The organism is Ensifer sp. ZNC0028 (assembly GCF_000799055.1).
GTDB lineage: Bacteria > Pseudomonadota > Alphaproteobacteria > Rhizobiales > Rhizobiaceae > Ensifer.
Window position 1 is genome coordinate 13,557 of record NZ_JTLA01000015.1, and the last position, 12,378, is coordinate 25,934.

General features: G+C 63.6%; 11 protein-coding genes and 1 pseudogene. 5 read left to right on the top strand and 7 right to left on the bottom strand.

What is annotated here, in order from left to right; genetic code table 11:
* The 3 genes from L981_RS04090 (at window position 1) to L981_RS04100 (ending at window position 3,177) form a co-directional block, all read left to right on the top strand.
* Window positions 1-1,011 (top strand): ABC transporter permease, encoded by a 1,011-nt coding sequence (locus L981_RS04090; RefSeq protein ID WP_043611971.1) that lies wholly within the window; start codon window positions 1-3, stop codon window positions 1,009-1,011.
* A gap of 11 nt (window positions 1,012-1,022) precedes the next feature.
* Window positions 1,023-2,006 carry an ABC transporter permease gene (locus L981_RS04095; protein ID WP_043611974.1) on the top strand — a complete coding sequence of 328 codons (984 nt, stop codon included), beginning with the start codon at window positions 1,023-1,025 and terminating at the stop codon, window positions 2,004-2,006.
* A 520-nt stretch (window positions 2,007-2,526) separates the two neighbouring features.
* Window positions 2,527-3,177: a glutathione S-transferase family protein gene (locus tag L981_RS04100; protein ID WP_043611979.1), complete on the top strand. Its 651-nt coding sequence runs from the start codon at window positions 2,527-2,529 to the stop codon at window positions 3,175-3,177.
* A gap of 26 nt (window positions 3,178-3,203) precedes the next feature.
* Here L981_RS04100 and L981_RS04105 read toward each other — a convergent pair whose 3' ends face one another.
* The 5 genes from L981_RS04105 to L981_RS04125 form a co-directional block, all read right to left on the bottom strand.
* Window positions 3,204-6,356 (bottom strand): efflux RND transporter permease subunit, encoded by a 3,153-nt coding sequence (locus L981_RS04105; RefSeq protein ID WP_043611982.1) that lies wholly within the window; start codon window positions 6,354-6,356, stop codon window positions 3,204-3,206.
* 29 nt (window positions 6,357-6,385) lie between these two features.
* Window positions 6,386-7,564 carry an efflux RND transporter periplasmic adaptor subunit gene (locus L981_RS04110; RefSeq protein WP_043611984.1) on the bottom strand — a complete coding sequence of 393 codons (1,179 nt, stop codon included), beginning with the start codon at window positions 7,562-7,564 and terminating at the stop codon, window positions 6,386-6,388.
* 187 nt (window positions 7,565-7,751) lie between these two features.
* The gene (locus tag L981_RS04115) at window positions 7,752-8,225 is read right to left on the bottom strand and encodes an SRPBCC family protein (protein ID WP_043611986.1); all 474 of its coding nucleotides are present in this window, start codon (window positions 8,223-8,225) and stop codon (window positions 7,752-7,754) included.
* The gene (locus tag L981_RS04120; RefSeq protein ID WP_052201572.1) at window positions 8,218-8,733 is read right to left on the bottom strand and encodes an SgcJ/EcaC family oxidoreductase; all 516 of its coding nucleotides are present in this window, start codon (window positions 8,731-8,733) and stop codon (window positions 8,218-8,220) included. The genes L981_RS04115 and L981_RS04120 overlap by 8 nt, the downstream gene beginning before the upstream one ends.
* Window positions 8,733-8,981 carry a hypothetical protein gene (locus tag L981_RS04125; protein WP_043611989.1) on the bottom strand — a complete coding sequence of 83 codons (249 nt, stop codon included), beginning with the start codon at window positions 8,979-8,981 and terminating at the stop codon, window positions 8,733-8,735. The genes L981_RS04120 and L981_RS04125 overlap by 1 nt, the downstream gene beginning before the upstream one ends.
* Before the next feature lie 95 nt (window positions 8,982-9,076).
* Between L981_RS04125 and L981_RS04130 the strand changes: the two genes are divergently transcribed.
* Both L981_RS04130 and L981_RS04135 read left to right on the top strand, forming a co-directional pair.
* Window positions 9,077-10,015, top strand: a complete 939-nt coding sequence (locus L981_RS04130; protein WP_052201573.1) for a LysR family transcriptional regulator — start codon at window positions 9,077-9,079, stop codon at window positions 10,013-10,015.
* 226 nt (window positions 10,016-10,241) lie between these two features.
* Window positions 10,242-11,681 (top strand): NAD-dependent succinate-semialdehyde dehydrogenase, encoded by a 1,440-nt coding sequence (locus L981_RS04135; protein WP_043611991.1) that lies wholly within the window; start codon window positions 10,242-10,244, stop codon window positions 11,679-11,681.
* A gap of 103 nt (window positions 11,682-11,784) precedes the next feature.
* Here the strand turns inward: L981_RS04135 and L981_RS04140 are convergent.
* Window positions 11,785-12,060: pseudogene (locus tag L981_RS04140) on the bottom strand (type II toxin-antitoxin system RelE/ParE family toxin); the annotation flags it as partial.
* On the bottom strand, window positions 12,060-12,314 hold the full coding sequence (locus tag L981_RS04145) for a type II toxin-antitoxin system ParD family antitoxin (RefSeq protein WP_043612157.1): 255 nt from the start codon (window positions 12,312-12,314) through the stop codon (window positions 12,060-12,062). The gene L981_RS04145 and the pseudogene L981_RS04140, both read right to left, overlap by 1 nt.
* Window positions 12,315-12,378: the final 64 nt, after the last annotated feature.

Genomic DNA, 12,378 nt, shown 5'->3' on the forward strand with positions numbered 1-12,378 from the left:
ATGACGACGATCGAGACCCCCGCCCCGCAGCCGTCGGGAACGCTTTCGTCCGGCAACAGGCTTTTGACGCTCGCCAGCCGCTACGGCACCTTCGTCGCCTTCCTGGCGCTGATCCTGTTCAACGTTGCCGTCACGCCGAATTTCCTGTCCTTGCAGACGCTGAACGTGAACCTCACCCAGGTTGCGACAATCGTCATCGTCGCGACCGGAATGACGCTTGTGATTGCCACCGGCGGCATCGATCTCTCGGTGGGGTCGCTAATGGCGATCGCCGGCGCACTGGCGCCGATGATCTTCATGGGGCAGTTCTGGCCGGTGGACAACATGGCGCTCGCGGTCACGCTGGCCTTTCTCCTGCCGATCGCCGTCGCGGCCCTGTTCGGTCTGTTCAACGGGTTCCTCGTCACCCGCTTTTCGATCCAGCCGATCATCGCGACACTGGTGCTTTTCATCGCCGGGCGCGGCATCGCCCAGGTGATGACCAACGGCAATCTGCAGGTTTTCAAGAACGAGGGTTTCCAGTTCATCGCACTCGGCCGCATCGCGGGCATTCCGGCCCAGGTGGTGCTAATGATGATCATCGTCGCGGCCGCGTTCGCGATGATCCGCTACACCGTCATCGGCCGGCAGATCATCGCCGTCGGCGGCAACGAAAAGGCCGCGCGCCTGACCGGCATCCCGGTCAAACGGGTCAAGCTCTTCGTCTACATGATAAGCGGCGCGCTTGCCGGGGTCGCCGGTCTCATCGTCGTTGCCCGCAACTCGGCGAGCGACGCGAACCTCGTCGGCCTCGGCATGGAACTCGATGCGATCGCTGCGGTCGCCGTCGGCGGCACGCTTCTGACCGGCGGGCGGGCCAACATCATCGGCATGGTGCTCGGCGCATTCGTCATCCAGCTGGTGCGCTACACGCTGCTCGCCAATGGCGTTCCGGATGCGGCGGCGCTCATCGTCAAGGCCGGGCTGATCGTCACCGCGGTCTTCATCCAGCAGCGCGCCAGCAAACATTAGAGGCAACCCCGATGCAATCGATCCTCCGCCTCTTCCTGGTCAAGAACTCCGGCGACCTTGCCCGCCTCGGCGTCATCCTGGCGCTGGCCGGCCTCATCCTTTTCGGGGCACTGCGCTACGACAACTTCCTGTCGCCCTACAACATCCTGAGTTTCCTGCGCTACAACTCGATGTTCGCGCTGATTGCGCTCGGCATGGCCTTCGTCATCATGACGGGCGGCATCGACCTGTCTGTCGGCGGCACGGCGGCCATGGCAAGCGTCGTGGCGGCTCTGTTCTCCCCCTATCATTGGGCGGCCGGGCTCTTTGGTGGCATGGCGGCCGGCCTTGCCGTCGGCGCGCTCAACGGCTTCATCATCACGAAGATGCGCATCCAGCCCTTCATCGCCACGCTCGCGACAATGCTCGCAGCCTACGGCACCGGCCTTTTGCTGGCCGACAACCAGTCTGTCTCCGTCTCCTATGACACCGGTTTCACGGTAATTGGACAGGACGATTTCCTGGGCTTCCCCATTCCCGCCTGGATCGCCCTTGCTGCCTATGTGCTCGGCTGGCTCGTGCTGCAAAAGCTCCCCGTCGGACGGCATATCCTGGCGATCGGTGACGGCGAGGCGACGGCCGGACTGATGGGCCTGAAGGTGGAGCGTGCGCTTGCCGGCGTCTATCTCGCCTCGGGCACCCTTGCCGGCCTTGCCGGCGTCATCCTCGCCTCGCAGTTCGGCGCCGGCCAGCCGACCGAGGGCGTCGGCTGGGAACTTTTCGCCATCGCTTCGGTCGTCGTCGGCGGTACGCTGTTGACCGGCGGCTCCGGCTCGGTCGGCGCGACGCTTGCCGGCGCGCTGCTTCTTGCCATGGTCTTCAACATCCTGAACTTCGAAAACGGCCTCGGCTGGATCTCGCTTTCCGCCTATTGGCAGTCCGTCATCCGCGGCGCCTTCCTGCTCGTCGTCGTCGTGCTTCAGGCAAAGCTGATGGCACGGCATCGCAGCACTTAAACTGAACGTGGCGAACGTGGCGCGAACATCCACAGGACGAAACGGGGAAACCTACCCCGGATTAGCCCTCGTGGAGCAGGAACAATGCGTGACCGTAACGGCCGCATACGCGCACCAATCGGCCTGCGTATCGCAGCGATTGGCAGACAGTAAAAAAGGCCGGAGCGCACTGGCCCCGGCCTTCTTTTCTTTTTCGCTCTCAAGGCTTCTGCCAGTACATCCATGGTCAAAAGTCGAAAGCGATACGTCATTGCCAGCATCAAATTGAAATGCGCTCGACAATTACGTTTATGAAATATTTATACTTCTCCGCGATCGCCGAAACAAGCTGTCCATTCGGGCTAATCTCAACGAGACGTACGCCTTCTTGCGGGGAGCCACGTGTTTCGCACCCACAGAGGAGATCCTTTATCTGCCACTGTCGCCGTGAATTCCGCCTTCCATCGTTGAAAGGCGGCAGCGCATGTCGGTATCCCCGTTGGCCAATCGTCTTCAGGACAGGCAAATTGTGGAGGACAAGATGACGATCACCATTACCGCCTTTGAAAAATCACCGGATCGCGGCCGAGGTCTCGCGCGCGACATGCGCGTTCGCTGGGCGCTCGAAGAAGTGGGGCAGCCCTATGAGGTTCGCCTCGTTACCTTCAAGACCATGAAGGAGCCGGCCCACATCGCGCTTCAGCCGTTCGGGCAAATCCCCACCTATCAGGAAGGCGACCTTTCCCTGTTCGAGACCGGTGCCATCGTGTTCCATGTGGCGGAGCGCCATACCGGCCTGCTTCCGAATGACGCCAATGCCCGCGCGCGGGCAATCACGTGGATGTTTGCCGCGCTCAACACTGTGGAGCCGCCGATCCTCGAGCGCGAAGCGACCACCTACGTGGAGCGCGACAAGGACTGGTATCAGGAGCGCCTGCTGATGCTCGAAGATCGCATCCGCGTCCGACTGGCCCAATTGTCGCGGCGGCTTGCCGAGGCCGACTGGCTCGACGGCGCCTTCAGTGCCGGCGACCTCATGATGGTGACGGTGCTCCGCAGGTTGGAAAGTTCAGGCTTGCTCGACGAGTATCCCAACCTTTCCGCCTACGTCGCGCGCGGCAAGGCGCGGCCGGCCTACAAGCGCGCCTTCGATGCGCAGCTTGCGGTCTTCACATCGGCATCATCCGCCTGAGGGTAACGTGATCCCGGAACGGGCGGCTAACCGTGCCGCGGCTGATTGTCGACTGCAGTCGGTCGTTCGCCCCGGGTGATCTGCAGCCCCTGGCGAACCAGGCGGGAAACGACCCGCATGAAATCGTCCATGTACAGATAGATGACCGGCGTCACGAAGAGGGTCACAAGCTGCGACACCAGCAAGCCGCCGACGACGGCGACGCCGAGCGGCTGGCGCAGCTCCGCGCTGGCACCGCTGCCGATCGCAATCGGCAGCGTACTCATGATCGCAGCAACCGAGGTCATCATGATCGGGCGGAAGCGCATCACGCAGGCTTTGTGGATGGCGTCAGCTGCCGGCGAACCGGCGCGCTGCAGCGTCAGCGCCACATCGATCATCATGATGGCGTTCTTCTTGACGATGCCGATCAGCATCAGCACGCCGACGATGGCGATGATCGAAAGGTCGAAGCCGCCGAAATAGATCGCAAGCAGCGCCCCGGATATGGCTGATGGCAAACCCGAAAGCACGGTCAGCGGATGGATCAGGCTTTCATAGAGAATGCCGAGCACGAGGTAGATGGTGACGATCGCCGCCAGCACCAGAAGACCCTGGTTGGCGGCAGCATCTTTAAACAGCTGGGTGGTGCCGTAATTGCGGGTTGTCACCTCGGACGGCATGCCGATTTCTGCCTTGAGCCGATCGACCTGCGCAAGGGCGTCACCGAGGGCGACTTTGGCCGGCAGGTTGAAGGAAAGCGTGACCGCCGGCAGTTGGCCGAGCTGGTTGATGGTGAGCGGTCCGGACACGGTCTCGACACGGGCAAAGGCCCCGAGCGGAACAAGGCCGCCATTGGCACTGCCCACACGCAGTTCGTCGAATTTATCGGCCGACCATTGCATCGAGGGATCGAGCTCGAGGATCACCTCGTAGCTGTCGCCCGCCGTATAGATCGTCGAGATCTGCTCGGTACCGAAACTGCCATAGAGCGTGGTGCGCAGCTCGCTCGCGTCGACCCCCAGCGTTGCCGCCTTGTCGAGGTCGACCACCAGGCGCGTTTGTGGCGCGTTGATCTGGAGGTCGCTGTTGACGTCGGTGAAGAAGGCCCGATCCGCGCTCATGGCGTCATGGAGCTTCTGTGCCCATTCGTTCATCAGCGGCTGATCAAGACTCTGGAGCACCAGCTGGTACTGGCTGGCCGACGCGCGCGATCCCACCGAGAGGTTCTGGACCGGCGACATGAAGGCCTGGATGCCGGGGATCGCCACCAACTTGCGGCGCAGATCCGCAAGCACGGTTTCAAGCGGCGGACGCTCGCTCTTCGGCTTCAGCTCGACGAAAAGCCGGCCTGAATTGAGCGCGCTCGACGCTCCACCCGAGCCGATCGTGCTTGCGACATGGGCCACGTAGGGCGAACTGGCAAAGACCGCCTCCACATTGGACTGGAGCTTCGACATGGCGACGAAGGAAATGTCCTGGCGCGCCTGGGTCGTGACCTGCAACTGGCCGATGTCTTCCTGCGGGAAGAACCCCTTCGGGATCGTGGCGATCTGGTATCCCGTGATCACGACGGTCAGCAGGAAGAGCAGAAGCACCAGCGCGCGCGCGTTGATGCAAAGCGACAGCAGCCGCTCATAGGCGCGCAACAGCCCATCGAAGCCTCGCTCGAAGGCGAGATCCAGCCGATGCAGCCAGCGCGCCTTCTCCTGTCCATCCGTCCTCGCCGGAAGCCGGGCCGCCAGCATCGGCGTCAGCGTGAGCGAAACGAAGGCGGAGGCGAGGATGGCAACGGTGACGACGATCGCGAATTCGTTGAGAATACGGCCGATCACGCCGCCCATCAGCAGCACGGGAATGAACACTGCGACGAGCGACAGCGAGATCGCGATGATCGTAAAGCCGATCTCGCGCGAACCGATGAGCGCCGCCGAGAAGGCATCGATGCCGTCCTCCTCCATGTGCCGCACGATGTTTTCCAGCATGACGATGGCGTCGTCCACCACCAGCCCGACGGAGAGCGTGAGCGCCATCAGCGAGATGTTGTCGATCGAAAAGCCGAGCGGATACATCGCCGCGAAGGTGGCGATGATCGAGATCGGAACGGCGAGCGCCGGAATAAGCGTGGCCCAGAGGCGGCGAACGAAAGCGAAGATGACGAGGATCACCAGGCCGACGGTGAGGATCAGGGTGAACTGGACGTCGTGCACCGCCCCGCGGATCGACATGGACCGGTCGCTGAGCGTCTCGATCGAGGCGGCGGCTGGAAGCGACTGGCGGAGCGACGGCAGCAGCGCCTGTACCCGGTCGACGACCTCAACGGTGTTTGCATCCGGCTGCCGCTGGATGGCCAGGATGATCGCCCGCGAACCGTCGTGCCAGCTTGCCGTCTGGTTGTTGGCAACGGAATCGATCACCGTCGCGACATTGCCGAGCCGCACAGGCTTGCCATCGACGCTCTTGACGATGACATCCGCGAAACTGGCGGCATTCATGCGCTGCGTGTCGGCAACGATGGCCGCCTGACGGTCGCTGGTTTGCGCGGTGCCGAGGGGCGAATTGTCGTTTGCCGCCGCAACCGCCGTCTTCAGCTGGTCGACGGAAATGCCGCGCGCGGCAAGCGCATCAGGATGCATCTGAATGCGTACGGCATATTGCTGGCTGCCGAAGATGGACACTTCCGCCACCCCGTCGAGCACCGAAAGGGTTGGCGAAATCACCTGTTGTGCAATGGCGTCGAGATCGGTCAGCGGCACGGTGCTGCTCTTCAGCGCCAGGAGCAGAACCGGCGCGTCCGCCGGATTGACCTTCCGGTAGCTTGGCGGTGCCGGCATGTCCTGTGGCAGCAGCCTGAGCGTCCGGGTGATGGCGGCCTGCACGTCGGCGGCGGCGGCATCGATGTTGCGCCCGAGCACGAACTCGATCGAAATCGAGGTCGAGCCGAGTGCATTCGTCGTCGAAATCGTGTCGATCCCAGCGATGGTGGCGAACTGCTTGATCAGGGGGATAGCGACCGACGTCGACATGGTCTCAGGCGAGGCGCCGGGCAACGAGGCAGAAACGTTGATAACAGGGAAATCCGTTCGCGGGAGCGCGGCGATCGGCAGGACCAGATAGCTGAAAACGCCGGCAAGGATGAGCGCGACCGACAGCAAGACCGTGGCGATCGGTCGGCGGATACTGAACTCGGACAGCGGCATTTCACGCACTCCCGAATGATGGACAAAACCTAATCCGTCGCGGCCTGAGCGGCCGCGTTGGCAGCGACAACGAGATCCCCCGGCTTCAGCCGCGCCTGCCCTTCGACGACGACCCGGTCACCGGCGGCGAGGCCGGTGCCGATCGCAGCCTCCTTGCCGTCGTCGGCCAGAACGGACACGCCGCGGGTTTCGACCGTGTTGTCGTCCTTCACCTGAAAGACGAACGGGCCATCCTGTCCCGGCTGGACCGCAACGCTCGGGACAACAGCCGCCTGATGCAGTTGTGCCTGGTCGATATCGACATCCACGAACTGGCCCGGCCAGAGCTTCTGCGCGGCATTGGGGAAGGTCGCGCGCATGGCGATGGTGCCGGAAGCGGTATCGACGGCGGAATCGATGAAATCGAGCATGCCTTGGCCGATGACCGTTTGCGTGCCGCTTGACCGCGCGCGAACAGGCGGGGGCGTGCCGCGATCAATCAGATCCTTGAACGTCTGCAGGCGCTCTTCCGGCAGGCGGAACGTAACGTCGATCGGGTCGATCGCCGTAATCGTCACGAGATTGTTCGATGTCGCGCCCGACTGGCCGACAAGATCGCCAAGCGCGACCTGCACGGCACCCAGGCGTCCACCGATCGGCGCGGTGATCTCGGTCAGGCTCAGCGCGACCTGATCGGCATCGACGGTCGCGCGGTCAGCGTCCAGGTTCCCCTGCGCCGCCTGTTGCAGCGAGAGAGCGGTGTCATAGCTTTGCTGCGTGCCGGTCTTGTCGTCACGCAAGGTCTTGGCGCGCTCGAGTTCCGTGTTGGCGTCGGCAAGCTGTGCCATATCCTTGGCGACGATCGCCTGATCGCGGGCGAGCCCGGCCTTTATCGTTCGGTCGTCGAGCGTGAACAGCAGATCGCCCGCCTTGACCATCTGCCCGTCCTTGACGTGGATGGCCGTGATCTGGCTCGCAATGCGCGCGCCCACTTCCACGGTGTCGGGCGCCTGTACGTTGCCCAGGGCATGGACGACAACCGGAACGTCTTTGAGCGTCACCGTCGCCGTCTGAACGGATACGGCGCCGCCGCGCCTGGCGCTGGCGGCCGCATTGGCCGGCAGTTTCGCCTCAGTCGGCACGGGCTTGCGCGCCACCACGAACCCGATCGCGGCGATCGAGAGAAGAACGACGGCAATACGACAGGTGAGACTTGATCGGCTGACCATCAGCGCGCCTCCGCAGACCTTGCTGTCGGCACGCGGCAATAGGTGGTGCCGACCATCGGAAGCTGGGCCCAAATGTGGCCGCTTCAATGGCGCAACACCCTGAAAAACAATTAAAAATTGTTCATCTTCGGATGCCTTTCACCTCGCTTGGCGACCAAGGCTTCAGCGGTGACGCTTGCTTCTTCCCTCAAGCGTCGAGCGGCGCGCGCTCAACTGCGGCGGCAAGCGCCTGAAACAATTCGCGAAACCCGGCCTCGCGTTCGCCCGGCTCGTCGAGACGATCGAGGAAGGCGGCCTGCTCGGTGTAGTTGAGGCGTGTTCCCTCGCCTTCAGCGGCAAATTCGAGGGTGCCGAGAGACGCCGAAATCCGCCGTCCCGCAACGGTCATCGTGTAGGAAAAGACGATGCGCTCATTCGCAACGATCTCGAGATAGATCGTGTCGTTGCGCATGAGCGGGCCGTTTCCGAAACGGAAGCGGCTGTGCTCGCGGCCGCCGACCTCGAAAGACGCGGAGAATTCTTCGACCGTCCACCCTTCCCCTTCGACGAACCAGCGTCGTTTTGTGGCGGGATCCGCAAAGGCATGGAAAACGGTCGCCGGGGTCGCGGCGTAGCTGCGGCGAATGACGAAGGTGGCGTGGCGGACGGATCTTTCATTCATGCGCTTGGGTCTCGCTGCTGGTTGCTTCATCCCCCGCCCGCTGCTGGGCGGCGATCTTTTCGCCCTGATGCGTGGTGTTCTGCGCGACGATGATCCTCCAGGCGCCATCCTGGCGTCGAAGAATGTAGAGCGGCCGTCCTTCGTCCTCGCCCGCCCGGCGGTTGCCGTCGGCATTAACCGGAATTTGCCGCACGTTCACCGCGGCGAGATCCGCATGCAGGAAGGTAATGCGCTCGACGTCGTAGAGCGCCTGAAAATCGCGAAACAGGCTCGGGAGTACGGCGGCGGTGAAAGCGTGGATTGCCGATGCGCCGACGACCCGGCGTCCGAACGCGGTCGTCCACACGGCCTCCGGCGCCAGCAACGAGGTAAAACCGTCGACGTCCCGGAGCCATTGGGTCTCTTCGACCCGGGCAACAAGTGCGAGAACGGCACTGACATCGCGGGCATCGGGAGGCGACACGCCGCCGGCTTGCTCGATCACAGGAATGGGTCGCATGCGCGCCATCACGGCGTACTCCCGAAGGTGCGGTTCCCGACCGCTAGGGCCTGGGCGACAGATCCGGAAACGTGGGTGCGAAATACCGGATCCGCGCCAGGCCCTAGCAGCAGGAAAACCTCGTCCGGCGGCCGGCCGGCGATAGAGGCTTCATCGACGTTGCACGGGACGGAAGAAGTGTCGGAACGGACGGTGATGCAATCACAGTCGTGCGCCTCCTGCGTGCCGGAGGTGTGATTGACGATCGGCCGTTTCATTCCCTGCTCCCTTGACCCGTGGGCGGAGCATTGCCCGATTTAGATGATCGATGTAATTGCTCGAATATCGATCACTTTGATCAGGATGGCCGATCATGCTGGATGCGCTGACGCTCGACCAATTGCGCATATTCGTCGCCGTCGTCGACCACGGCTCGTTCCGGGCGGCGGCGCGCGCGCTCGGGCGTGCCCAGTCCGGCCTCAGCAGCGCCATCCTGAACCTCGAAACGGAACTGCGCCTGCCGCTGTTCGACCGTTCCCAGCATCGTCCGGAATTGACGAAGGCCGGAGCGACGCTGCTTGCAGAGGCCCGGACCTTGCTGATCAAGGCCGACGCGCTGCGGGCCAAGGCGAACGGTTTCCACCAGGGCATGGAATCGGCCCTGCGCGTGGCGCTCGACCCGCTGCTTCCCCTGCCGGATATCGCCCGGGTGATCAGCGATTTTACCCGCGCCCATCCCGGCGTGCGGGTGGAACTCGTGACAGCGCCAATGACCATGGCGTTGAGCCTGGTGCTTGACGGCGACTGCGACCTTGGCCTGACGGCCGCGCAGGAAACGGACGCACATATCGCCAGCGAGGCGGTCGCCGCTTTTCCCGGCATGGTGCCGGTCTGCGCTGGCGGTCATCCCCTCGCCGGCCCCCGCGACGGATCCGTCGGCCTGACGGCGGTCGACCTTGCCGACCACCTGCAGATCGTCGTTGCCGATCCCGCAGCCGATAGGCAGGCGGTGAACTACGCGGTGTTCTCGCAGCAAACGTTGAGGGTCAGCGACCTTGCGACAAAACACGCGCTCATTCTTGCCGGTGCCGGGTGGGGACATCTGCCCCTGTGGCTGATCGCGGCAGATCTTGGCGAAGGGCGGCTCTGCGAGGTGCCGCTTGCGGCCCGCAACGGTCTGCCCGGTCCGCTCCTCCCCTTCTACACGATCCGCCGGATCGATCGGGTCTGCGGCCCCGCAATGGAAAGCCTGTGCGGGCTCATGCTTGCGCACTTTCGCGGTCAGCGGCAGGCCGCATCGGCGCTCCCCTGATCGGGACAGCAATACTCCGGCGAGAGCGAGAAGGCATCCAGGGGGTTGACGTCTGCGAGTGGAGCGTCTTCAGTTCCCCCCGAACAGAGCTGCCGCCTTGCAACGGGGCAGCCACGTCCCCATCTCCAGATCTCATGGTCGCCTGGCCGGGCGGCTTGTTCCCCATCGACCTGATCTTATAGCGTCGCGATCAAAGCGACGAACTTCATTCAGTAAAGGGTTTCCCATGGCTCACTATCCAGACATCCTGCTTCATATCGACGGCACTTGGCGGCCGGCCCGATCCGGCAAGACCATTCCCGTCATCGACCCGGCCAGCGAGGAAGCGATCGGCCACGTGGCTTGGGCCGAAGTGGAAGACCTGGATGAGGCGCTTGCGGCCGCCGAGAAGGGCTTCAAGACATGGCGGGCTACGTCCGCCTTCGACCGCGCCCAGGTGATGCGGTCGGCAGCCGCCCTCCTGCGCCAACGGGCCGGTGACATCGCCTGGCTGATGACCCGCGAGCAAGGCAAGCCGCTTGCCCAGTCGAAGGGCGAGATCCTTGGCGCCGCCGACATCATCGAGTGGTTCGCCGAGGAAGGAAAACGCGCCTACGGCCAGATCATTCCGCCGCGCGCCCCCGACGTCACCCAGATGACGGTCAAGCTGCCGGTCGGTCCGGTTGCCGCCTTTACGCCCTGGAACTTCCCGATCAACCAGGTGGTGCGCAAGCTGTCGGCGGCACTGACCACCGGCTGCTCGATCATCGTCAAGGCGCCCGAGGAGACACCGGCGTCGCCTGCCGAACTCATCCGCTGCTTCGTCGATGCCGGGCTCCCCGCAGGTGTCGTCAACCTCGTCTACGGCGTACCGGCCGTCATCTCGGAATACCTGATCTCCCATCCGGTGATCCGCAAGATGTCGTTTACCGGCTCGACGCCGGTCGGCAAGATGCTGGCGGCCCTTGCCGGCCAGCACATGAAGCGCGCGACGATGGAACTTGGCGGGCATGCGCCTGTCATCGTCACCGATGACGCCGATGTCGAGCGCGCCGTCGCCATCATGTCCGGCAGCAAGTACCGCAATGCCGGCCAGGTCTGCGTGTCGCCGACCCGCTTCCTCGTGCAGGAGCGCGTGGTGGATCAGTTCCTCGACGGCTTCGTCGCCGCCTCGAAAAAGATCAAGGTCGGCAACGGTCTCGAAGACGGCATCGACATGGGGCCGCTTGCCAACGAGCGGCGCATCCCGGCGATCGAAAGCCTGGTCGCCGACGCCGTCGAGCATGGCGCTCGTCTGGAAACCGGCGGCCATCGCATCGGCAACCGCGGCTACTTCTTCGAGCCGACGGTTCTCGCCGACGTGCCGCTTTCCGCGCGGATCATGAACGACGAGCCGTTCGGCCCGGTCTCGATCATCAATCGCTTCCATGATCTCGATGAGGCGATCAACGAGGCCAATCGCCTGCCCTTCGGTCTTGCCGCCTATGCCTTCACCGGATCGGAGCGCAGCGCCCATCGTCTGGCAAGCGAGGTCGAAAGCGGAATGATCTCGATCAACCATCTGGGCCTGGCGCTCCCCGAAGTCCCCTTCGGCGGCATCAAGGATTCCGGCTACGGCACAGAGGGCGGCTCAGAGGCGATCGAGGCCTATCTCGAAACACGCTTCGTCACGCGAAAGAGCGTCTGACGCCGCGGTCGGCGAACGATCCACTCGCCCGAGAAAACAACAAGGGACGGCGCCGATGCGCTGTCCCTTGTCCTATCATGCGTAGGCTACAACGCGTTGCCATCCAGTCTTCATGCCCGTGACGGACGCGAACGACGAGGATGTCACCATCCGCATCGATCCTGTAGACGACCAGATGGGCCTTGAACGGGTGGATGCGCATCGGCGGCGACAGTTCCGTGCGCTCGCGCGCCATGCGCGGATTGGCCGCGATGAGAGCGAAGAGGTCGAATAGCTCATCGTGATACCGCCTCGCCTGGGCGGAGCCAAAAAGGCGCACGCCATCCGCGGCAATTGCGGTGATGTCTTCTTCCGCCGCGACGGAAAGCCGAAATGCCATTACTTGCGATCGCGCGGCGCTTCAGCGCGCGCCAGCGCCGCAGAAAAAAGCGCGTCCTTAGAGCGCGATCCGACGCCACTGTTTAGGCCGTCGTCGACAAAGCGCTGCATTGCCGCAACCTTGTCGTTGCGCTCCTGGTCCCGGCGGATGAGGTCGCGCACATAGTCGCTGGCATTGGCATAACGGCCCGTGCGTGCCTGCGCTTCCACCCAGTCCTTCATCGGATCAGGCAAGGATACGTTCATCGTCGCCATGTCGGCCTCCATTGCTGCTGAAAGAATGACACAATTTGGCAAAGTTTGTCAAATCTGGGGCCTG

Excerpts from the sequence above, each read along its gene's own strand:
- L981_RS04090 (WP_043611971.1), top strand. The coding sequence starts at position 1 with ATGACGACGATCGAGACCCCCGCCCCGCAGCCGTCGGGAACGCTTTCG.
- L981_RS04095 (WP_043611974.1), top strand. The coding sequence starts at position 1,023 with ATGCAATCGATCCTCCGCCTCTTCCTGGTCAAGAACTCCGGCGACCTT.
- L981_RS04100 (WP_043611979.1), top strand. The coding sequence starts at position 2,527 with ATGACGATCACCATTACCGCCTTTGAAAAATCACCGGATCGCGGCCGA.
- L981_RS04105 (WP_043611982.1), bottom strand. The coding sequence starts at position 6,356 with ATGCCGCTGTCCGAGTTCAGTATCCGCCGACCGATCGCCACGGTCTTG.
- L981_RS04110 (WP_043611984.1), bottom strand. The coding sequence starts at position 7,564 with ATGGTCAGCCGATCAAGTCTCACCTGTCGTATTGCCGTCGTTCTTCTC.
- L981_RS04115 (WP_043611986.1), bottom strand. The coding sequence starts at position 8,225 with ATGAATGAAAGATCCGTCCGCCACGCCACCTTCGTCATTCGCCGCAGC.
- L981_RS04120 (WP_052201572.1), bottom strand. The coding sequence starts at position 8,733 with ATGGCGCGCATGCGACCCATTCCTGTGATCGAGCAAGCCGGCGGCGTG.
- L981_RS04125 (WP_043611989.1), bottom strand. The coding sequence starts at position 8,981 with ATGAAACGGCCGATCGTCAATCACACCTCCGGCACGCAGGAGGCGCAC.
- L981_RS04130 (WP_052201573.1), top strand. The coding sequence starts at position 9,077 with ATGCTGGATGCGCTGACGCTCGACCAATTGCGCATATTCGTCGCCGTC.
- L981_RS04135 (WP_043611991.1), top strand. The coding sequence starts at position 10,242 with ATGGCTCACTATCCAGACATCCTGCTTCATATCGACGGCACTTGGCGG.
- L981_RS04145 (WP_043612157.1), bottom strand. The coding sequence starts at position 12,314 with ATGGCGACGATGAACGTATCCTTGCCTGATCCGATGAAGGACTGGGTG.